Below are 23,021 nucleotides of genomic sequence, written 5' to 3' on the forward strand. Positions count from 1 at the left end.
CAACTGCCCTTGTAGTTGTTTTTTTTATAGCCATTTTGAAGCCGTATATTTAGGGCGTGAAAATAGGTGTTTTTATACAGGCTTACAAATTCCAACTTTTACTGGTATTATCCAGCATGCTGTTTTACGGAACATTTGCTTACAATTTGGACCGTACAGATGGTGTTAAACTTGTTTTGTTATATGCAGCGCTGTATGGACTGTTTTACAAAATAATAAAACTAACCAAACACCAGCGTGGTTTGTTAATAGGACTAGCCTTTATTTTTCGAGCCATTTTTATAGTGGCCATACCTAATTTATCGCAAGACTTTTACCGGTTTATTTGGGATGGACGCCTTGTTCTGGCTGGATTCAATCCTTATTTGTTTACTCCTAATTTTTTTGTCCTGCAAAATCAATTTCCTATTGAACAAGCTCAAACACTTTTTAACGGTATGGGCGCCTTAAGCGCTGGAAATTACAGTAACTATCCGCCAATTAATCAGTTTTGTTTTGCTATTGCTGGTATTTTTGCTCATAAAAGTATTTTAGGATCTGTGGTAATTTTAAGATTGCTAATTATTGCAGCAGATTTTGGCATTTTATATTATGGCAACAAGCTATTACAACACTTTAAACTTCCTAAATATCTTATATTTTGGTATTTATTAAACCCATTCATTATTATTGAATTAACGGGCAATTTACATTTTGAAGGTGTTATGCTCTTCTTTTTAATTTGGAGCTTGTATTTATTAATTCAAAAAAAATGGATAAGTGCAGCGGTAATTTTTGCTTGTTCAGTTTCGGTAAAATTAATTCCCTTGCTATTTTTACCTCTCTTTTTTAACTGGTTTCAAACAAAAACGCCAACTAATAACAGGCAACTACCATTGTTTAAATCTGTAAATTTTGCTCAATTAGTCTGGTTTTATGCATTGGTTGGCCTTGTAACTATTGGCTTATTTTTACCCTTTTACACGCCAGAGTTTGTAGTAAATTACAGTAAAACAGTTGCTTTATGGTTTCAGAAATTTGAATTTAACGCTAGCTTTTACTACCTGTTTAGGGCAATTGGTTATTGGTTAACGGGTTACAACACCATAGCTGTAATTGGTAGTTTTACGGCCCTTTTTGTAAGTATTTTTGTGTTTACATATGGTATAATTACCAAACCAAAAAACGGCAGGCAACTTATACAAATGATGCTTGTAGTATTAAGTGTTTATTACTTTACAGCCACAACCGTACATCCTTGGTATTTGGCTCCATTAGTTTTATTTAGTGTTTATACACCCTTTAAATTTCCTTTGGTGTGGAGTTTTGTTGTTATTTTTAGTTATCTGGCCTATTCCAATACAGCACATACCGAAAATTTATGGCTTATTGCTTTCCAATATTTTGTAGTATTTGCCGCTTTAGGAAGCGATATTTTTAAAATACGGCGCACTGCAAAACAGCCAAATACTAGCACTAAAACCAGTATATAGCTTACATTAATTACTAACCATTTTGTACGGCTTTATCGCATCGTTTTATTAAAAACACCTTAAAACAAAACCCATTGTACAAAAAAAAGCAGTAAGCAACTAAACACTGGGTTTAATTGTTACTGCTTCTATAACTAGTAAGGTGTTACCTGTATGCGGGTTCGTTATGGTACGGTTATATGTCTGGTTTTATATAACCGTTTCAAGTAGGTTCCACAAAACCAGACATAGCCTTACCACTTTATAAGTTGAAAAAGCCCCTTTTGGGGTTTACTTTATTCCGAAGATTAAAGCGGTTTTAAGCTTTCAACACGGTAAATAACTAAATCCTCATCGGCACTATCGGGCACTTCAATAAATACAATTCGAAACTCTTTATCAATAAAAGAAGCATCATTTTTTAAATCGAATTGCTTTAATACCCTCGGGTGTATTTCTTCAAACGCTAATTCCTCGCCATTATCAAACCAAAAGGTATAATATCCATTATCAAAAGATTTAAAGGTAGCTGTTCTCATGTTTTAGAAAATAATTAATCTATTCGTCGTCGTCCTCCTCCGTTAGTTCAATTTCTGGATCCTGAACGGCTTCAGGATCGGCGCCATCAAAATCTTCATAGTCATCTTCATCGTAATTCTCCATGGTAACAGCTAGTTTTTTACTAACCTTTACCAAGTATTTGGTGTCGCTAGTGGTAACCTCAACCGCTTCAATAATTTCATTTTTGGCGTTTTTAAAAGAAACCACTTGATCTTCGTCGTAGCCATCTGGATATTTTTCCACGAGTAACGCCAGAATTTCAGGTGTTAACTTTTTGAAGTCCACGATTACGCGTTTTAAATTATCATTTTTTTTCTTCATTACTTGGTAAGTATTTATGCTTTTTTTAAAAATTTAAAGTTACTATTTATTGTTATTAATTCGAATAACATCATAAAAATCTTTTCGTCTGTCCTTTAGGTTTTTAACGGCGCCATGCGAATGTAGCTCGCGTAGTAGGCTTAAATCCACGTCTGCTACCAAAATCATTTCGGTATTTGGTGTGGCCTCTGCTTTTATACCATTGCTAGGAAATGAAAAATCGCAGGGTGTAAATACCGCCGATTGTGCATACTGAATATCCATGTTGTTTACGTTTGGTAAGTTACCAACACTGCCTGCTATGGCAACATAACATTCGTTTTCTACTGCCCTGGCTTGCGCACACAAGCGCACGCGCGAATAACCGTTTTGGGTATCGGTTAGGAAGGGTACAAATAAAATATCCATACCACTGTCTGCTAACAAACGGGATAATTCTGGAAATTCAGAATCGTAGCAAATTAAAATACCTATTTTGCCCGAATCTGTTTCAAAAGTTTGCAAGGAATTACCGCGCTGCATACCCCACACTTTTGCCTCGTCTGGTGTAACATGTAATTTTTCATAACGTTCTATACTGCCGTCGCGCTTACACAAATAGCCTACATTATACAGCTTGTCTTTTACCACCTCTGGCATACTACCCGTAATAATATTTATATTGTAGGAAATAGACAGCTGTTTCATTTTATTTACAATAGTATCTGTAAATTTGGCTAATTCTCTAATAGCGTCTGGCTCGTGCATATGGTTAAATTTAGCCATAAGCGGAGCGTTAAAAAATTCAGGAAACAAAGCAAAATCGGCTCTGTAGGCAGACACGCTATCTACAAAATACTCTACCTGTTGCATTAACTGATCCAGATCGTCGTAACGGCGCATTTGCCATTGTATTAAACCCAAACGCACAACGGTTTTTACAGTGCTTGCTTTTTTATTAGGTTTGGTATAATAAATATTATCCCATTCCATTAAAACTGCATATTCGTTGGAGGCGGTATCGCCTTCCAGATAGCCTTTTAAAATGCGAACCGGGTGAAAATCGTTAGAAATTTGAAAATTTAAAACCGGATCGTGAATTTCCTTACGTTTTACTTTTTCGAAATATTCTTTAGGTGTTAGGTGTTTGTGATGCTGATAATTAGGCATTCTGCCACCAAAAACAATCCCTTTTAAATTCAAGTTTTCGCATACCTCTTTCCGGTAATCGTACAAGCGCCTTCCCAAACGCAAACCGCGGTATTTTGGTTTTATAAACACATCTATACCATATAACACATCGCCATTTGGATCGTGATTTTTAAAGGACTCGCCTGCAATAATATCCTCATAGGTATGCTCATCGTCAATTTTATCGAAATCGACTATAATGGATAATGCGCAGCCGGCAATATCGCCATCAATTTTAATAACCACCTGCCCTTCGGGGAACTTGGTGGTTAAATCTTTAATATGATGTTTTTTCCAATAGGAATTTAAAACACCGCCGTAAGCTTCCAAGGTTGCTGCTTTTAGTTCCTCGTAATCTGCTACGGTTAGATATTTAAGTTCTATATTTTCTATGCCCTGTGGTTCCATAGTTACATCCCAAGCAGGTAGGCAAAAACCAAGGGTGCTACTATGGTTGCATCGCTTTCAATAATAAATTTTGGCGTGTCTATATCCAGTTTCCCCCAGGTTATTTTTTCGTTTGGCACAGCTCCTGAATAAGAGCCATAGCTTGTTGTTGAATCGCTTATCTGACAGAAATAACTCCAGAATGGTGTTTCTGGACGCTCCATGTCTTGATATAGCATGGGCACCACACATATTGGAAAATCGCCTGCTATACCGCCACCTATTTGGAAAAATCCAATACCGTTTTCGGAATTATTGGTGTACCAATCTGCTAAAAACGTCATATACTCAATCCCAGATTTCATGGTATGCGCTTGCAATTCGCCTTTTAACACGTAGCTAGCAAAAATATTACCCATTGTGCTGTCCTCCCAGCCTGGGCAAATAATTGGCAGATTTTTTTCGGCAGCAGCATACATCCACGAGTCCTTTATATCTATTTCGTAATGCTCCTCCAATACGCCAGATAGCAACAACTTGTACATATACTCGTGTGGTAGGTAGCGTTCGCCTTTAGCTTCTGCTTCCTGCCATATTTTTACAATGTGTTTTTGTATTCTTCTAAAAGCTTCTTCTTCTGGAATACACGTATCGGTTACACGGTTTAAACCTTTTTCTAGTAAATCCCATTCATCTTGAGGTGTTAAATCGCGGTAGTTAGGCACGCGTTTGTAGTGCGAATGTGCTACCAAGTTCATTATATCCTCTTCCAAATTAGCACCTGTACAGGATATAATATGAACTTTATCCTGCCTTATCATTTCTGCAAATATTTTGCCCAACTCGGCTGTACTCATAGCCCCTGCCAAGGAAACCAACATTTTAGCACCGTTGTTTAGCTGCGCCTCATAGCCTTTGGCCGCATCAACTAGGGCAGCGGCGTTAAAGTGAAGGTAATATTTTTCTATAAATTGAGATATGTGTCCTTTAGTTGTCATCGTTTTCATTAAATTTTGATACTCTGTTCGTATTTGCTTTTACTTCATTAAAATTATTATCGTAGCTATCTTCTGCAGCATCTTCTTGAAACTTATAGGATAGCATTTTATAGTACAATTTTGCTGCTAAAAAATCGGATGACCGTTCATTTTTATTCGGACATAATTCCACTATATCAAATCCGACTACATTTTTTTCGGCAAAAACCTGACGTAAAAAATCCAGTGTTTCGTACCATAACATACCGCCTGGTTCTGGTGTACCGGTGCTAGGCATAATAGAAGGGTCGAAGGCGTCTAAATCGATTGTAATAAAAACATTTTCCGTCATTTGGTCTATAGCCGCATCCACCCAAGTATCGTCCACTGCCATATCGTGAGCAAAATAGGTTTTTTCGAAATCCATAACAGAGGTTTCTATAACATCCATGCTTCTAATACCAACTTGAATTAGGTTGGTTGTTTGGCTTGCTTCGTATAAGGCGCAGGCATGATTACAGGTACTTCCTTGGTATGTTTGACGCAAATCGGCATGTGCATCTAATTGCAAAACGGTTAAATTATCAAAACATTCATTAAAAGCCCTAATGGTGCCTATGGAAATGGAATGTTCCCCACCAAAAGCGGTAACAAATTTGTTTCTTTTTATGTATTTTTTAGTGGTTTCATGAACCGCTTCCACCATTTTCTCTGGCGAGGCATTTTCTGTTACAGGCGGTGCCAAAAACACGCCTTGTTTATATACTTCGGTTGCTGTTTCAATGTCGTAAAGCTCCATGTTTTCCGAAGCGTTTAAAAAAGCTTCTGGTCCTTTGTCGGCTCCTTTTTGCCACGTACTAGTCCCATCGTAAGGCACGGGAATTAACACGATTTTGGAACTATCTAATTTGGAATATTTTTCGTCTATTCCTGCGTATGTTTTATGATTCATGGTAGCCTAAAATTTTAAGTAAGTCTTCACTTTTTTGTTGTTCACTAAATAATTTGGTTGTTATGTTGCCCTCGGTATCTTTGTTAATTAACACATGTTTTGGCGACGGAATTAAACAGTGTTGTAAGCCGCCAAATCCGCCAATGGTTTCTTGGTAGGCACCTGTATTAAAAAACCCAATGTACAACGGTTTTTCTTTGTTGTATTTTGGTAAATAAATAGCATTCATATGCTGCTCACTGTTGTAGTAATCGTCGCTATCGCAGGTTAAACCCCCTAAAAGCACGCGCTCATAGCTTTCGTGCCAACGGTTTATAGGCAACATAATAAAACGTTTGTTTATGGCCCAAGTATCTGGTAAAGTTGTTATAAACGACGAATTAATCATGTTCCATTTTTCACGATCGTTTTGTTGCTTTTGGTAGAGTACTTCATATATAGCACCGCCACTTTCACCTACCGTAAAACTACCAAACTCCGTAAATATATTAGGAACAGGCACGCCTTCATTTTCGCAAGCTAGTTTAATTTGATTAATGATTTCATCAATCATATACTCGTAATCAAACTCGAATGCTAGCGAGTTTTTTATAGGAAAACCACCGCCAATATTTAAGCTATCTAATGATGGACATATTTTTTTTAAATTGGTGTATACTTTTAAACATTTAGCCAATTCGTTCCAGTAGTAGGCATTATCCCGAATACCTGTGTTAATAAAAAAGTGCAACATTTTTAGTTTTACTTTTTTATTATCTTGAATCTGGTTTTTGTAAAAAGGCACAATATTTTTATAGCCAATACCCAACCTTGACGTATAAAATTCAAATTTAGGCTCTTCTTCGGAAGCGATACGGATTCCTATATTATATTGGCCGTTTACTTCTTCTGAAAGTAAATCTATTTCTTCGTAGTTATCAATAATAGGAATGCAATTTTTTTGCCCATTATTAATTAAGCGTGCAATATTGGTTACGTACTGAGACCGTTTAAATCCGTTGCAAATAACAAAGGTATCGGCTGTTATTTTCCCTTCGGCTTTTAAATTTTCAACAATATCAATATCAAAAGCAGACGATGTTTCTATATGAATATCGTTTTTAAGCGCTTCATCTAAAACATGTTTAAAATGGGAGCTTTTAGTGCAGTAGCAGTAGTTGTACTTGCCTTTATATTTATTGTTTTTTATCGCTTTTGCAAACCAGCCTTTGGCACGTTGAATGTTGTTGGATATTTGCGGTAAATAAGTGAATTTTAAAGGCGTTCCGTAATCTTCAACCAATTTCATTAGGTCGATATCGTGAAATTCCAATGTTTTGTTTTCCAGCTTAAATTCTTCTTGTGGAAAATCGAAAGTTTGATTAATTAAATCAATATATTTTGTATTCATTAAGTTGATTTTAGAAAATTTAAAAATGTATAGTCAAATTGACTAATTTGAAATAATATACCATTAAATTTTGTAAAAATCAAACTTGAATTTTAGGATGCGTGGTAGCCATAAAGCCATACAAATGCTGGCTAGCTATTATGAAGGAAACGGAAGTTAGCTCTAAAATTCGGTTGCTTAATCGGTAAGCGGCTTTAGACAATGACTTCCTAATGGTCCAAAGCCCGAACGTAAAAACAGATTTCAAGTTGTTCAGCTAAATATGATGCAAAAGAAACGCATTTTTTTTAATTAGCAACTTTTTTTTTAAAATTTTTACCGTTTTTTAAAGCCTTGTTTTATAGCATTTTAAGCGTATTTATTTCCTGCTCTGTTAGGTGTTTCCAGTGGCCTCTTGGTAAATCTTTTTTGGTAAGATGTGCAATGGCAACACAATCTATTTTTATGATATCGTAATTTAAATAATCGAAAATGGTTCGAATAATAGTATTGCCTGTATTTTTAATTTTTAAACCAATAAAGTGCTTGCTCTGGCCATCTATATAGCTAATTTCTTCTACAGTTATTAATTTGCCTTCTATTTTAAAACCTTCTTGAATGCGTTTTAAATCGTCGAATTTCAAATTTTTATCTAATTCCACTTGAAATAACCGTGGCACCCCTTTTTTAGAATTGGTAAATTTTTTAACCACGTCATCGTCGTTTGTAAATAGGAGTAATCCAGTAGAGTTTCGGCCTAGTCTACCAATAGGTTTAATATTGGAACTGGTTGCATTGGCAACCAAATCCATAACCGTACGGCCTTTGCCTTCGCTTGTTGTAGTGGCAAAACCTTTTGGTTTATTTAATAAAACATAGGCTTTTTTTTCTGGATTCACGCGTGCGCCATCGTAACGAACCTCGTCGGTAAGCTTTACTTTGTAACCCATTTCTGTAACCACCTTACCATTTACAGTAACCAAGCCAATGGCTATATGGGCATCGGCTTCGCGGCGCGAACAAATACCCGAATTGGCAATGTATTTATTTAAGCGCACCTCGCCCAAATTATTAGTTTTTGCGCTATTAGGTTTTGGTTTTACTGGTGCGTTGCCACGTGCAAAACTTTTACTTTTATTGTGGTTGGCTCCTCTAACCGATCCTTTGTTGTTGGTATCTTGTTGGCCGCGTCCTGCGGATTTTCCTTTTCCGCTGCTTCCCTGCTTTCTGCTCATACTTACTGTAATTTTAGACAAAGGTAATATATTAGTTTACAACTTGGCTTAAATTATAATCTGATTAAAAACTTATAAAATTCTAGATAAAACCAAATCGACATCTATTAATAAAATGCTAAATACACCTGCGACGATAATAAATTTTAAAATATTGTGAAGTATTAAATACTGAATTCTTGTTTTTGAAAACCAGAGTAAAAATACAAAAACAAGCAATAAAACCACACAGCTGTAAAAAAACACATACATATGGCCAATGTCGTACTTAAACAATACTAAATAACTAGGAACAAGTGTTAAAACAGTTAAAACAGTTAAGATTAGTTTCGAAACTTTCTCTCCATATACCACAGGAATGGTTTGGTAATTTAGTACCAAATCGCCTTTTATATTTTCTAAATCCTTGGTTAATTCGCGCATAAAAATTATGAGAAACAAAAACAAGGCATGCACAAAAATAACGGCTTCGTAGTTTTTGTAATAAATAAGAATAGCAAAAAATGGTATAACGGTTAATATTGCCGAAGTGAAGTTACCCACAAAAGGCATTTTTTTTAATTTGTGCGAGTAAAACCAGATTCCAAAAATATATACCGAAAAAAACATGACAGCCCTAAACGACACATAACTAGCCATAATAACCGCGGCAAAATTAAGTACAAAATAAAAAGACAGTTTGGTGTTCTGGCTAACCAACCGATCCAAATGCGATTTATGTGGCCTGTTAATTAGGTCTTTTTCCGAATCGTAAAAATTATTAATAATGTAACCGGCTGCAATAGTTGCGGCAGAGGCCAGGACCAGCATAAATAAATTTAAATCGGAAATAACTTGACGCACGGGCATATCGTGTGCAAAAATGTACACAGCGGCTAAATATTGTGCTAAAATTATAACTAGAATATTATAGCCTCGAACAACCGAAAACAGACTAAAAAATTTTAGAAAAATATGTTTTTGTCTGCGAGAAAACATGTTGGGTGTGTTTAGAAGTTATAAACAACTTCTAATTTATAGTCGGCAAGCGATTTTTTTGCCTGTTCAATGTCTTGGGTAAACCCTAGTATATACCCACCACCGCCAGATCCGCAAAGCTTCAGGTAATACTCATTCGTTTCCAAGCCTTTTTTCCAAAGCTCGTGAAATTGGGCAGGAATCATGGGTTTAAAATGATTTAAAACAACTTTAGAAAGTTGCTTGGTATTTTTGAAAAGCGATTTAATATCGCCTTTTAGGAAGTCGTCCACACAGGCATCCGTATGCTTTATAAACTGATTTTTAAGCATATTACGAAAGCCTTCTTGCTTCATATTTTCCATAAAAATATGAACCATAGGAGCCGTTTCGCCCACCACACCACTATCTAGCAAAAATACAGCACCTTTACCATTAGCTTTTTGCGATGGAATACCCGTAGCTTCAATATTATCTTGAGAATTAATGAGAATAGGAATACTTAAATAACTATTTAAGGGATCTAATCCAGATGATTTTCCATGGAAAAATGATTCCATTTTTGAAAAAATAGCTTTAAGCTGTAATAGCTTCTCTCGGGTTAAATTCTCTAAAACCGTAATTTTATTTTCGGCATACTTATCGTAAATAGCCGCTACTAGCGCGCCACTACTACCCACCCCATAGCCTTGAGGTATGGAAGAATCGAAGTACATGCCTGCTGCTACATCGGCTTTTAAACTAGGCATATTAAAAACAACCAACTCTGGATTTATGGTTTCCAAATATTCAGCAAAACGCTTTAAACTCTCGTTAGACGCTGTGGCGGCCGCAGTTGGTGTTTCTGCAACTTTTAAAGCCCCATTATAAAAACTATATGGAATAGACAAGCCTTTGGAATCTTTAATGATACCATATTCTCCAAAGAGCAAAATTTTTGAGTAAAAAAGTGGTCCTTTCATAAATTAATGTTCTAGTTTACAGCTACCTCCTAACAACCTAATATACAAAGGTACATAATAAATTTATATTCTATTTGCTCCAAAACCAATTTGGTCGGAAATAAATTGCTCATTTTGACAAAATTTACGCAAATCCTTATTAATAAATGCCATAATTGGCGCGGCGTCGCGCTCTGGATACAAAACGTGCACATTTGCTCCCGCATCTAAAGTAAAACTAATTGGCAATCCTGTTTTTTGGCGGAATGCCCAAATAGCATTAATAACCTGTAAGGTGTTAGGTTTCATTAATATAAAATAAGGCATACTGGTTAGCATCATGGCATGCAGTGTTAAGGCTTCACTTTCCACAAGTGCATTAAAAGCATCTAAATTACCAGTTTCTAAAATAGTTTTTAGGCTCTCTAAATTTTTATGCGCTTGTTTAAAGCGGTTGTTGGCATACGGATGATTGTGCATTAAATTATGTCCTACGGTGCTACTTACCTGCTTTTCGCCTTTATCTACCAACAAAATGGTATCTTGGTAAGACTTAAAAATATCGTGAACAGCATACGGATATTTTACACCAAATAAATTGGTAGAACCGCTTACCACCTCATTTTCACCCCAAACTACAATATCGCCTTCTATACTCCGGCAGGCCGAACCAGACCCTAAACGAGCCAAAAAAGAAGCTTTTTGATTAAAATAACTATCTTGAATAGGGTCTGATACCAAGGTTTTTTCAATACTCATTAAACACAAAGCCAAAGCACTCATTCCGGATGCAGACGATGCAATACCCGAACTATGCGGAAAGGTATTTTTGGTTTCGATGGTAAAATGATAATCCTTTAAAAACGGCACATACGGCAACACGCGCTCAAAAAATGTTTGTATCTTCGGCTTAAAATCGTCTTGTTTATTACCGTCTAAAAAAACCTCGAATGAAAAATCTGCTTCAGAAGTCTTCTTTTTGTATGAAAGCGTTGTAATGGTTTTGCAATTACTTAAAGTGAAACTCAACGACGGGTTTTCAGGAATTTGATTGTCGCGTTTGCCCCAATATTTAATTAAGGCAATATTGCTCGGTGCTTCCCATGCTACTTGACCCTCGGGGCGTGTTTGTGAAATGTTTTTTGGAATAAAGTGCTGTGCTGTCATGTACTTGTAATTTGTGAAGCAAAGATACTAACTTTAATGCGCTTCTTGTAGCTTACCCAACTTTCAGGCATTATTTTATTTTTATTAACCTAAAAAGATAGTTGGTCATTTTCCGTTTACCCATGTAAAACTTGATAGGCCTAGGCTATATTTGTTAAAAAATAAGACAAGGATACTAATTGTAATGTAAGGAAGGGATGCCATCTTTTTCGAAAAAACACGGCAAACAAATATAATTTGAGCCAATAATTTAAACGGATTGGATCTATGTATTTGCTGTAACGGATAGTTTGGGGTTAAACGCCTCTGTTTTAAATACCATTACATAGATTTTGCCGCAATATAGGCCCCTGTCCAAGCATTTTGAAAATTATAGCCGCCCGTTATGGCGTCTATATTTAAAACTTCGCCAGCAAAAAACAGGTTTTTAAACAACCGACTTTCAAACCTTCTAAAATTAACTTCTTTTAAATCTACACCACCTGCGGTTACAAATTCATCTTTAAAGGTACTTTTTCCTGTTACTTGAAAAACACTTTTGGTAAGTTGACTGGCTAGCTTTTCTAGCTGCCCTTTATTAAGGTCTGCCCATTTATCTGTTTCCAAAATATTGGCTGCAAGTACCAGCTTTCGCCACAGCCTTTTGGGCACTTCCATTTGGGCCATTTTAACTACTGTTTTTTTGGCTAGTTGCTGTTTTAGCTCTTTCAGGTTATTAAGGCATTCCTCGTAACTTTGTTTTACGAAATTAATTTCCAAATCAAAATTATAGGCAGATGCTGCTAATTCCAAAGCTCCGAATGCCGATAATTTTAAAATAGCAGGACCGCTTAAACCAACATGTGTTATTAGCAAAGGCCCTTCGGTGTGTAAGTTGGCATTAGCAACCACCGCATGTACATTTTGTACAACAACTCCCGGAATGTCCGCAATTCGGTCGTCTTGAATATTAAAGGTAAATAAAGATGGTACGGGTTGTATAACCGTATGTCCTAAATTTTCTAACAATTTCCAAAATTTCACGCTGCTGCCTGTTGCTATAAGTAATTTATTGGCAGTATAGGTGGCATTTTTTGTGGTTACCTCAAAGCCTTTACAATCGTTTAAAGCTTCAATGTTGGTAACATTCTGGCTATACTGAACATTAATTTTTAAAGCCTCTGCTTCTTTTAAAAAGCAATCGATAATAGTTTGCGACGAATTAGAAACTGGAAATATGCGGCCGTCTTCTTCTATTTTCAGTGCTACACCGCGCTCTTCAAACCAAGCCATCGTATCGCCAGTCATAAACTGATGAAAAGGACCTAATAGCTCTTTTTCACCCCGCGGATAATTTTCGGTTAAACTAACAGGTTCAAAATTAGCATGTGTAATGTTGCAACGCCCACCACCAGAAATTTTTACCTTCTGTAAGCCCGTTTTTCCCTTTTCTAAAATGGTTACTTGGTAATGCGGATTTAAAAGTGCGACATTTATTGCTGCAAAAAAACCGGCAGCACCGCCTCCAATAATGACAATTTGTTCTTGTTTCATATTTTATCTGGTAGGTCGGAAATAATACCATTTACGCCATATTGTTTTAAACGCAAGCTGGTTTCAAGATTATTAACCGTCCAGGTGTTAATTAAAAAACCATTTTGCTGTGCCAGGGCAGTGTTTTTGGCTGTTAGCAACGTATGGTAAGGATGTATAATGTTAGATTGCAACCTTCTTGCCTCCATCATGGCATGATTTAAACAGGTATCTGTAAGCACTGCCAACGCAATATTTTTATTATTATTATATACCGTTTCTAAAGCGTTATAATTAAAACTGGACACTAAAAAATTAGTGTAATCCCAACCGCCATTGGCTACATGTGCGGCAAGAATCTGGCAAGTTTTTAAGGCCGTATTTGCGCCTTTTAATTCAATATTTAACATACAGGTGTTGTTTATTAACTCAAGCACTTCATTTAAGGATGGTATTTTATAACCACCTGTAACCGTCAGTTTTTTTAACGCTTTAAACGAATGGCTCGCCACCGTTCCTGTACCGTTGGTTGTTCTGTTTACGGTGGTATCATGGCAAACAACCAATTCGCCGCTGGCACAAACATGGACATCTATTTCTACACCGTCCACTCCAAGACTTAAGGCTTTTGAAATGGATTCTAAAGTGTTTTCGGCAGCATAGCCTTTAGCACCGCGGTGACCAAAAATTAAGGTTTGCTTATTTGTCAATAATTTACTTTAATGTATCCTGATATGTTTGTAAATTTAGAATAAAAATTTAAAAATTGAAACACAGCCGTCTTTTTGTGCTTATAAGCCTCGCTTTTTTAGCTTGTAAAAATGGAAATCCGCCAGTAATTGCAAACCTTCCTAGTAGTTTACCAGAAATTTCAGCTATCGAAAAAACCGTAAACTCGCCTTTATTTTGGGTCATTCAAGACGCTGGAAACAACAATCATGTGTATGGATTAGATGAAAAAGGAACAATTAAAGCCGATATTGCTATTGAAAATGTGGTAAACAGAGATTGGGAAGACTTAACTTCGGATAGTGAAGGTAATTTATATATTGGTGATTTTGGCAACAACCATAAAACCTATTCCGAATTTTTTATTTACAAAATACGCCAACCACAGGCCGGTGTAAAAAGTAGGCAGGCACAAACCATCCGTTTTAGCTTGCCAGCCAGCTTAAAGTTGGCAGACTTTGAGGCCTTTTTTTTATACAACCAGCATTTTTACGTGTTTAGTAAATCCTCCAAAACTTTTGTAACTTTAAAAATACCAAACCGTATTGGAAGTCACGAAGCTCAAGTAGTTTCTGAATATAAATTGACAGGCAAAAACACAAAAATAACCTCGGCAGCCATAAGCGCTAATGGCAAACGCATGTATTTGTTAAACCACGATAAAGTATGGGAATTTTCAGACTATGAAGCCGACAATTTTTTTAGTGGCAACCAATTAGTCATTCCATTTTCGCATAACACCCAAAAGGAAGGTATTTTTGAAATAAATAACACCTTGTACATTACGGACGAATACAAGAAAAAAGAAGGTGGGAACCTGTATAAACTTTCCTTAAATTAGGCTTGTTTTATTGGGCGCATTAATCCTTCTTGGGCTACCGATGCTACCAAAACACCTTGGCGGGTATAAATATGGCCTCTTGCAAATCCGCGGGCGTTGCCAGAACTAGGCGACTCTATTGAAAACAGCAACCAGTCGTTTAAATCAAAATCTCTAAAAAACCACATAGAGTGATCTAGACTAGCGGTTTGTAAATTACCCCAATGTGCTTCACTTGCATGTGGATGAATGGCTACAGATAAAATATTGTAATCTGAAATATAGGTTAGAATTTGTTGCTTTAATTCCAGTTCCATATGGGCTACAGGGCCTTTTAATTTGAACCAAACATCGGCGTAAGGCGGTAAATCTTTCCTGTTTAATGGGTTAGGCACATGGGTAGGTTTAAACTCAATGGGGCGTGGAATTTCAAGAAATGCTTTAGTTTTGGCTGGCAGTACACTACCATAATTATTTAAAATATCTGTCCAACTTAACAAATCTTCCGGTTGTTTAATATCGGGTTTGCTGGGTATTTGGTGCGTGTATCCATGTTCGGGAATATGAAACGATGCCGACAAAATAAAAATTGTTTTCTTGTTTTGGGTGGCGGTAACTCTTTTAACCGAAAAACTCCCACCGTTGCGCATACTGGTTACCTCGTACCGGATGGGTACATCCAATTGGCCCGCCTCTAAAAAATAGGCATGAAGCGAGTGTGCCAAACGGTTGGTATGAATGGTTTGGTATGCCGCATGTAAGGCCTGTGCCAAAACCTGACCGCCAAATACAATGGGACTTCCCACTGTTTTGCTTACACCTTCAAACTGGCAGTCTGTAATTTGTTTTAATTGAAGAATTTGTAATAAGCTATGGGCAGATGTCATGAATACATTTTCAAATTAAAATGGTAAAATACTATAAATTAAAAACTTAAACCTAGGGCGAATGCAAAACGCAAACCGTCCGCGCTGTTAAACAAGGATATGTTTCCTGTAAACATTTCGGCAGCCATAATTAACAAACCACCACCATAGGCATTATGCCATTTTTTGGAGCTATCGTTATCTAACCACACACGGCCATAGTCTACACCCGAATACAAGCCGAAATTAATAGGCAAAACACCTGTTTTTATTTTTGGAAACATGTACCTTAAATCGGTTAGCTGATAGAAGGAATTTTTTCCGGTAAACCGCTGATTTCTAAAACCGCGTAAACCGTCGCTTGCCCCAATAGATGCCGCTTGGTAAAATTCGTAGTTATCGCCAATGGTAAGATGTGCCTTTAATTTGGTTGCTAACACTAATTTTCCTGTGGGTTCCAATTTATAATTGAAACTAACATCTGGAATTACGTAGCCCATGTTTGTAGATGTTTCTAAATTACGCCTAAAACCAAGCTTTAAGTTTGTTTCAAAACCAACCGATGGATACGCATCGCTATTTCTATTTTGAAAATGATACGAAGCAAAAGCCCCTAAAAAGGATTGGCTATTTTCTAATAAATTAGACAGGTAGTATCCATTTATAAAGCGTCCGGATGTTTGCTCCACTTCTATCGTTTCAAAGGCTAGACCTAGCTTAAATTCACCTTCCAAATAACCCTTATAAATTAAAGATGGTGCCACACGCAAGGTTTGTAATTTTACCCGGTTGTAATCTTTTGTAAAAAGTTGGCTATTGTCTGCATTTGGATTACGTGTTTCGTTGCCAAATCCAAAAAAGTTAATACTGTAATTTGGGCTTGTAAAAACAGCCTCCAATCCTAAATTAAAATCGCCAATTACATGAGCAAATTCGCCAGAATACCCCAAATCGAAACCGTTGGTGGCAAAATAATAAGATGCGGCTACTTGGTGCTGTGCCGAAAATGGGTTTCTATTAAAACCGTATCTGGTATAGGTACTTTTTGCACCTAATTTTATACCGTCGTCTGGGTTGTAACCCATAATTGGCATAACCTGATTGGCATTGTTTTTCAGTTTTAAATAATTGTAGGTATTAACATCGTAATTATTAGTAAGATGTTTTTGGCCTTTGTTGGTTTTAAAGGTGTTATTTTTAGATTTATAATCGTAAATATGGGTTTTTTGGCCGGTTTCTATATGGTAAACATCATTATTTTGACCACCAACCAAACGCAGTTTAATATACCTATCGCCTTTACCGTGAACATGTAAAACATCGTCGTCATCCAAGGCATATACCCAAATTTCTTTGGTATCATTTTTAGTGTAAGTGCGTTGGTGAAACACATCGGCTTTTTCTCCTTTTTTTATGCGGTATCCTGTAACATGCGTTTGCCCGTTAGGCAAGCGTTCAATGTCGAAATAATCATCTTTATCTGTACCCTTTACAACAGCTATTTTAGTAACGTATGTAAAATATTCGTTTGCTATTTTCTGAAGATTACCACGTCTAGCACGCAAATTACTTTTTATTTTTTCTACCGTTTCGCCCTGCAGTTCTTGAGGTATATTTTTAAACGCTTCCTCTATTACAGAGTCTGTTAGTTTTGTAGTAATTTCGGCAACTTGTGCATCCCAAACAGCTTTATCGGATTGGCTCATTATAGCCACATCTAGCGGGTAAGGTTCTAGATTAAACCATTTTGGATCTCGTAAATTAGCGTCGTAACCTTGAAGCAATCTAGCCGCAGGAATGATATGGGAGGCCATTCCTAACAACGCACCGTCATTCATATTAGAGAAGGCCTGATCCCGATCTCTTGGTACCGCCTTATACACTGTTTGCTTTTCATTTTTAGTTGTAGCCCAGCGCCACTGATCGTAATGCCTATCCCAGTCGCCAATAAGCATATCAAATAATCTAGCCCGTATGTAACTAGGTTCATGCACCACAATGTCTTCATCTTTTCTAATTTCGGCAAACATATCGTCTGTTCCAATAAGCTCGTTAGAAAATGCAAAACTTTGTTGATACCCGTGGTCATCACCCGCATGCTCCTCTATCATGTACAATTCATTTCCAAAAGTGTCATTGTAGGGTTCAATACTTTTTTGATGCGGCACATAGTACAACACCGGATTGGTATGCAAAACACCAACCGCATTGGAAAGCGCAGCCGTTACAAACGGCGCGTAGGGGTGTGCACCTGTAAAGACGTGCAAAATAAGTTCTTCGGCTGCCGTATTGTTAAACTGGCCCTCTACATATTGGTCCTTAAAGGCAAATGCTTGAATATAATTTAGAGCATTTTTTCGTAAACCGCGCATAACGTATTCCCTTCCTGTACTATCTGCCAACCGTAACGAATTAGATTGGGTACCACCCCCTTTTCTAACGGGTTTTAAACCACCATATAGCGTATCCAGCATAACCGTTTTAACTTCTATTGGCGTGCTAAATGCTTCTGCATAACGCTTACCCCACAACCAAGTATAAAGAGCGCTTTTATTGGTTTCTTCTGGCGTATAAATAGCTGCTTTAACGGTTTTTGGTATTTGCGTAGCGTAATTACGAGGTATTTGTTTTTGAGCAGCATACACAGAAGCTTCAAATAATATGGTTGCCGATTGTGCTTCAATAAAGGTTACGCGACTTGAACCATCTGTAAACACATCTAAACGGGCATACCCTGGCTGGCTGGAGGAAAACAAACCACTCCCTATATTTCTGGTGGCACTAGATTTAGAGCCGGCCCCACTAATAATTTGAGCAAGGTTATCCTGAACCAAAAACTGCAAATTATGATCGTGTCCAGACACAAAAATAACACGATTGTTTTCTTGTGCTATTGTAATTATACGCTTTCGAAATTCATTGTAGCGTTTATTTTGAATATCCTCGGGACTTACACCGGTTGTTTTTCTTAAAATATTTTTTAGTGTTCCCAGAATAGGAAGCGGCTTCATATGGTCCATAAAACTGTACTGACCGCCATGTGGCCCATTGGTAAAAATAGGATGATGCATGGCAACAATGGTGGTTTTACCACGCGCTTTTTTTATGCGACTTTCAAATTCATCTAAAAAAGCATCGCGTGTTTTTATATCGCACTTATCGTTAATAGTAGGATGTTTGTCCCAGTTGGCCATATACCATTTCGCATCCACGTAAATAACATCTATATGTTCCGTTATACTTTCTTTCTCAATAGGGCAACCATGTTCTGGTAGAAACGAATTTTTACCCAAGGCCGCATCTATGTAATCCTCTTGACGCTCCAAGCCCTCTAAACCATTAGAATACCAGTCGTGATTACCGGGCAAAAAAACAGTTTTACCTTTAAAGTTTTTAACAGCATCTATTTGAACATCCAGCTGATGCTTGGCAAAAGCATAGGTTTTATGCGTGTTTTCCGGCAAACCATTTGGATAAATATTATCGCCAAGAAAAAAAACTGAACTGTTTTTTGGTGCCGCCTCCAAAGCCGTTTGCAAGGCCTGCAAAGCAATTGTTTTAGTACCCATTGGCGCGTTTCCTGCATCACCAATTAAGTAAAAGCTATGGGCAATAGGGCTTGAGTTTTCTGCTAATGGCACATAAGGTTCTTTGTATTGCGTTTTAAAGGTAGCACAACCAAAACACAGCAGTAAAAAAAGGCTAAAAAAAGTTAGTTTATAAACTATTTTCATAAGGATACATTTATAAATTGAAGGGGCGTGTAATTAAAGGTTTTGTTTAAAATTTAAGGTTTCTCCCAAAGACTGTCGGTAAAGAAATGTTTACAATCCAGAAAATGTTCTTTAATTTCGAAGCCCGAAATAGCCGCTAATTTTTCAATTTCGGGTAAACTATATTTTTTTGATAGTTCGGTCCAGATTAGTTCATTTTGTTTAAAATGTATGGTTTTATTTAGTTTTTTAAATAAAACGCTTTGTTGTTTTAGACTAACCAAATAACTTTTAACTCTACCAGTTTCCGGGTTGTAATAGCAATAAAAATCGAAATCATCCAGTTTAAAATCGGCTTCCAACTCCCTATTCATTCGGATTAGTAAATTTATATTAAAACGCTTGGTTATCCCATCTTTATCGTCGTAGGCATTTTTTATCGTTATTGGATTTTTCTTTAAATCCATTCCAATAAGCAGTTTATCGCCTGTTTTCATGGTGCTATTAAAAAGTTTTAGCAAGTCTAGCGCATCCTCTTTTAAATAGTTGCCAATATTACTTCCCAAAAAAAGCAATAAACTAGGGGTGGCTGTTTCACTCATTTCAGCTAAAATCTCAAAATAATCGCCCACCTGCGGCTTTATGGATAAACCTGGTAACCTATTGGACAGCGATTTTGACAGCATATCTAAGGCATCTTTAGAAATATCGATAGGCATATAATTAAAGGCCACGTTTTCGGCTACCAAATGTTCCAGTAATTTAAATGTTTTAAAACCATCGCCAGCCCCTAATTCTACAATATTAAAGGGTTTATTAAATCCGCAAGCTTCCACTATTTGTTTAGCCTGAAGTGCTAAAATTTCGAATTCCGAATTGGTTAAATAGTAGTCGGGCATATTCATTATTTCCTGAAAAATGCGACTCCCATTTGCGTCGTATAAGTATTTGGAAGATAGTTGTTTTTCGGGCGCAGTAAGGCCCGCTATTACATCTTTTTCAAAAGTAGTATTCATATTATTTTACAAGTCTGATACCAGCAAACTGCCACCGCATGTCTGGGTGAAAAAAGTTTCGGTATGTATTTCTACTGTGGTTTGCTACGGTGGCTACAGAAGCGCCACGCAATACCATTTGATTTATCATAAATTTTCCGTTGTATTCCCCTAGGGCTCCGGGTGCTTTAGAAAAATTTGGGTAAGGTAAGTAGGCGCTGTTGGTCCATTCCCAGAGTTGTCCGTACGAGAATTTATTGGCCGCCACCTCCCATTCAAACTCGGTTGGTAGGCGCATTTGTTTCCATTCGGCAAAGGCAAAGGCCTCGTAAAAACTAACGTGCATAACCGGTTTATTTTTATCTATTGGTGCAAAACCATCTAATGTATATTGGTGCCACACGCCCTCTATTTGGTGCCAATACATAGGAGCCTGAATAGCGTGCTGTTGTATATAATCCCAGCCTTCAGCATGCCATAAATTAAAATTGTTGTAGCCCCCAGCTTCTATAAATTGTAAAAACTCGCCATTACTAACTAGTTGGTTACAAATGTCAAATTCCTCTAAAAACACCTGGTGCCTTCCTAACTCATTGTCGTAGCAAAATCCCGTACCCTCGTGTCCTATTTTGTACAAACCTTCCGGTATGTTAACAAAGGTAGCAGCTGGCTGCACCGGTTTAAGCTCCAAATTATTTTGAATAGCAGGAAATGTTGGCTGATTTCCTAAAATATAGGTAATGTCGTAATAAAATAATTCTTGATGTTGTTGCTCATGTTGAATTCCTAATTCCAATACTTTGCAAGCTTCTTCCGAAGGATTTGACTTTAAAAACAAGCCTATTTGCTCATCTATATAAGCGCGATACTGGTACACTTCCTGAACGGATGGACGCGTCATTAAACCCCGATTAGGGCGAAGCACCCGCGAACCAGCATTGTTGTAATAGCTATTAAATAGATACGCAAAATCTGCATTAAACACCTTGTAATTACTAACATATTTACACAATACAAACTGTTCAAAAAACCAAGTGGTGTGCGCTAGGTGCCACTTTGGTGGCGACACAAAAATGGCGGGTTGCACAGAATAGTCTTCTGTTGCAAGTGGTTTGCAAATTTCTACAAATCGGTTTCTGGTTATTTGAAATTGTGCTTCTAAAGTCATTTATATCAGTTCTGTTTCAATTATTACATCGCTTTGCAAGGTTTTATGTACGGGGCATTTAGATGCTATTTCCATAAGACGTTGGCGTTGCGTTTGGTCCAAATTACCGATTAGCTTTAGGCGTTTTTGTAAAAAATCCATGCGCATGGGTTTTTCAATATCCAACATTAAATCGGTACTGTGTTTTTTTGAGTAGGTAATATAAGCATAAACTTCCTTTAAATCCCAGTTCTTTCGTTCTGCGTATAATTTTAAAGTCATAACGGTGCAAGCAGCCAGTCCAGCACTTAAATAATCGTAAGGCGAAGGGCCAAAATCGTTGCCTCCAACCGATTCTGGTTCGTCTGCAATAAAGGCGTGTTTTTTAGTTTGTATGTTGGTAGTAAAGTTTTCTTCCTGTAAATTTAAGTGTGCTACCAATTGCTCTCCGTCTGTGTCCAGCATGGCATTATCTTGGGGCTCGAAATAACGTTGCACCCAACTGCCAATAACGTTACCCACATAAAGACTATCTTGGCTGTTGGTAAGTAAATGATCCGCCCCATCCAGACTAATAAAACTTTTAGGATGATGGGCGTTTTGGTATAATTTTTCGGCGTTTTTAATGGCAACAATGTTATCGAAGGGCGCATGCATGATAAGGAGTGGTTTGCGTAAATTTTTAGTAACCTCTGGCAAATTGGTTTTACTAAAATCCTCTACAAACGCCGTATCAATTTTAAAGGGCCTACCGCCTATATGAACCTCTACTTCACCTTTGGCCGCAACCTCATCCAAACCGTGAGAAAACAATTTGGTAACATGTCCAACCGTAGCTGGCGCTCCCACAGTAGCCACCGCTTTTATGTTATTAAGTAATGAAGCCGCCTTAATAACAGCAGCACCTCCCAAGGAATGACCTACCAATAAGCTAGGCGCCATATAATAATTTTGCAAATAGGTGTTTACGGCAAGCAAATCGGATACGTTGGCTGAAAAATGACTTTCAGAAAAACGCCCTTCGCTACGACCAAGACCCGTAAAATCGAAACGTACTACGGCAAAACCATGATTAGTTAAGGCCCTACTAATATTTTTTACAGCACTTAAAGAGCTGGTGCAGGTAAAACAATGTGCAAACACGGCAAAATTGGAAGGCTTTTGGTTGGCAGGCAGTTCCAAATAGGCTTGTAAATTGTATCCTTTTTCATTTTCAATATTGAGTTTCTTACTTTTCATGTTTTTAAATTCATTAATTTTTCCTGATTCGTATGGACTGAAAATTCCTGTAAAAGCAAATGTAACTTTGGGTTTATATACTTTTTACAAAAGGGTTTATCTGGATTTTTAATATAATAATTTTGAAGGTCTTGACGCGATGCTTTAAACGCTTTAAATGGCAGCACCTGGGTTACCAAATTTTTAAACGTACTGGATTTAAATTCAGTAAGCAACATATTGGCTTCGGTAAATTGCGCTTCCGAAAAAGTATAAACCGCCGAGCGGTATTTGGAACGCATGCTATGATTGACACTGCTTTTATGGGTTAGTAAATGAATATTTATTAAAACCTTTAAAGGAATAACTTGCTTGTTAAAATATACAATTACTGCCTCCGAGAATGTACTCGAATCTTTTTCGGAGGCCACAAAACCTTGCGCGACGCAGTCCACACCTTTTAGTGCTTGAAAAACCGCTTCGGTACACCAATGACAACCACCGCCCAATGCTATTTTCGTTAAATTAGTCAT

The 23,021-nt window shown here is 37.1% G+C and carries 20 protein-coding genes; 2 read left to right on the plus strand and 18 right to left on the minus strand.

The features are described from left to right. Window positions 1-56: 56 nt before the first annotated feature. Window positions 57-1,472 carry a mannosyltransferase gene (locus tag ACFSQP_RS04590; protein WP_376892162.1) on the plus strand — a complete coding sequence of 472 codons (1,416 nt, stop codon included), beginning with the start codon at window positions 57-59 and terminating at the stop codon, window positions 1,470-1,472. A 287-nt stretch (window positions 1,473-1,759) separates the two neighbouring features. On the opposite strand, the gene ACFSQP_RS04595 is transcribed toward ACFSQP_RS04590, so the two are convergent. From ACFSQP_RS04595 to ACFSQP_RS04650, 12 genes are all read right to left on the minus strand, one after another. Continuing rightward, the gene (locus ACFSQP_RS04595) at window positions 1,760-1,990 is read right to left on the minus strand and encodes a hypothetical protein (protein ID WP_376892163.1); all 231 of its coding nucleotides are present in this window, start codon (window positions 1,988-1,990) and stop codon (window positions 1,760-1,762) included. A gap of 19 nt (window positions 1,991-2,009) precedes the next feature. Next, window positions 2,010-2,333 carry a hypothetical protein gene (locus ACFSQP_RS04600; RefSeq protein ID WP_376892165.1) on the minus strand — a complete coding sequence of 108 codons (324 nt, stop codon included), beginning with the start codon at window positions 2,331-2,333 and terminating at the stop codon, window positions 2,010-2,012. A gap of 42 nt (window positions 2,334-2,375) precedes the next feature. Then, entirely contained in the window at window positions 2,376-3,911 is a 1,536-nt protein-coding gene (locus tag ACFSQP_RS04605) for a carbon-nitrogen hydrolase family protein (protein ID WP_376892167.1), read from the minus strand. Between the two features lie 2 nt (window positions 3,912-3,913). Then, window positions 3,914-4,888 (minus strand): deoxyhypusine synthase family protein, encoded by a 975-nt coding sequence (locus ACFSQP_RS04610; protein WP_376892168.1) that lies wholly within the window; start codon window positions 4,886-4,888, stop codon window positions 3,914-3,916. Next, window positions 4,878-5,819 carry an agmatinase gene (gene speB / locus ACFSQP_RS04615; protein ID WP_376892170.1) on the minus strand — a complete coding sequence of 314 codons (942 nt, stop codon included), beginning with the start codon at window positions 5,817-5,819 and terminating at the stop codon, window positions 4,878-4,880. Before speB ends, ACFSQP_RS04610 begins: the two co-directional genes overlap by 11 nt. Further along, window positions 5,809-7,209, minus strand: coding sequence for an arginine decarboxylase (locus ACFSQP_RS04620; RefSeq protein ID WP_376892171.1), 1,401 nt, complete (start codon window positions 7,207-7,209; stop codon window positions 5,809-5,811). The genes speB and ACFSQP_RS04620 overlap by 11 nt, the downstream gene beginning before the upstream one ends. Before the next feature lie 338 nt (window positions 7,210-7,547). Then, entirely contained in the window at window positions 7,548-8,423 is an 876-nt protein-coding gene (locus ACFSQP_RS04625) for a pseudouridine synthase (protein WP_376892173.1), read from the minus strand. Between the two features lie 72 nt (window positions 8,424-8,495). Then, complete coding sequence (locus ACFSQP_RS04630) at window positions 8,496-9,401, minus strand: geranylgeranylglycerol-phosphate geranylgeranyltransferase (RefSeq protein ID WP_376892175.1); 906 nt, start codon at window positions 9,399-9,401, stop codon at window positions 8,496-8,498. Between the two features lie 11 nt (window positions 9,402-9,412). Beyond that, the gene (locus tag ACFSQP_RS04635; protein ID WP_376892177.1) at window positions 9,413-10,342 is read right to left on the minus strand and encodes a mevalonate kinase family protein; all 930 of its coding nucleotides are present in this window, start codon (window positions 10,340-10,342) and stop codon (window positions 9,413-9,415) included. Between the two features lie 63 nt (window positions 10,343-10,405). Next, window positions 10,406-11,488, minus strand: a complete 1,083-nt coding sequence (gene mvaD / locus ACFSQP_RS04640; RefSeq protein ID WP_376892179.1) for a diphosphomevalonate decarboxylase — start codon at window positions 11,486-11,488, stop codon at window positions 10,406-10,408. 321 nt (window positions 11,489-11,809) lie between these two features. Then, window positions 11,810-13,021, minus strand: a complete 1,212-nt coding sequence (locus ACFSQP_RS04645; protein ID WP_376892181.1) for a BaiN/RdsA family NAD(P)/FAD-dependent oxidoreductase — start codon at window positions 13,019-13,021, stop codon at window positions 11,810-11,812. Then, complete coding sequence (locus ACFSQP_RS04650; protein WP_376892183.1) at window positions 13,018-13,710, minus strand: glycerophosphodiester phosphodiesterase; 693 nt, start codon at window positions 13,708-13,710, stop codon at window positions 13,018-13,020. The genes ACFSQP_RS04645 and ACFSQP_RS04650 overlap by 4 nt, the downstream gene beginning before the upstream one ends. A 56-nt stretch (window positions 13,711-13,766) precedes the next feature. Between ACFSQP_RS04650 and ACFSQP_RS04655 the strand changes: the two genes are divergently transcribed. After that, entirely contained in the window at window positions 13,767-14,570 is an 804-nt protein-coding gene (locus ACFSQP_RS04655; protein ID WP_376892184.1) for a hypothetical protein, read from the plus strand. Here the strand turns inward: ACFSQP_RS04655 and ACFSQP_RS04660 are convergent. The 6 genes from ACFSQP_RS04660 to ACFSQP_RS04685 are packed head-to-tail and all read right to left on the minus strand — an operon-like array spanning window position 14,567 to window position 23,021. Beyond that, a complete protein-coding gene (locus ACFSQP_RS04660; protein WP_376892186.1) occupies window positions 14,567-15,436 on the minus strand; it encodes an acyl-CoA thioesterase in 870 nt (289 codons plus the stop codon). The genes ACFSQP_RS04655 and ACFSQP_RS04660 overlap by 4 nt on opposite strands. A gap of 38 nt (window positions 15,437-15,474) precedes the next feature. After that, window positions 15,475-19,149 (minus strand): metallophosphoesterase, encoded by a 3,675-nt coding sequence (locus ACFSQP_RS04665; protein WP_376892187.1) that lies wholly within the window; start codon window positions 19,147-19,149, stop codon window positions 15,475-15,477. 53 nt (window positions 19,150-19,202) lie between these two features. Further along, complete coding sequence (gene egtD / locus ACFSQP_RS04670) at window positions 19,203-20,144, minus strand: L-histidine N(alpha)-methyltransferase (protein WP_376892189.1); 942 nt, start codon at window positions 20,142-20,144, stop codon at window positions 19,203-19,205. Between the two features lies 1 nt (window position 20,145). Then, on the minus strand, window positions 20,146-21,291 hold the full coding sequence (egtB, locus tag ACFSQP_RS04675) for an ergothioneine biosynthesis protein EgtB (protein ID WP_376892191.1): 1,146 nt from the start codon (window positions 21,289-21,291) through the stop codon (window positions 20,146-20,148). Further along, window positions 21,292-22,509: a bifunctional alpha/beta hydrolase/OsmC family protein gene (locus ACFSQP_RS04680; protein ID WP_376892193.1), complete on the minus strand. Its 1,218-nt coding sequence runs from the start codon at window positions 22,507-22,509 to the stop codon at window positions 21,292-21,294. Continuing rightward, complete coding sequence (locus ACFSQP_RS04685) at window positions 22,506-23,021, minus strand: peptide-methionine (S)-S-oxide reductase (protein WP_376892194.1); 516 nt, start codon at window positions 23,019-23,021, stop codon at window positions 22,506-22,508. Before ACFSQP_RS04685 ends, ACFSQP_RS04680 begins: the two co-directional genes overlap by 4 nt.

Origin of the sequence: Bizionia sediminis, assembly GCF_042684585.1 — a bacterium.
Taxonomy (GTDB): Bacteria; Bacteroidota; Bacteroidia; order Flavobacteriales; family Flavobacteriaceae; genus Algorimicrobium; species Algorimicrobium sediminis.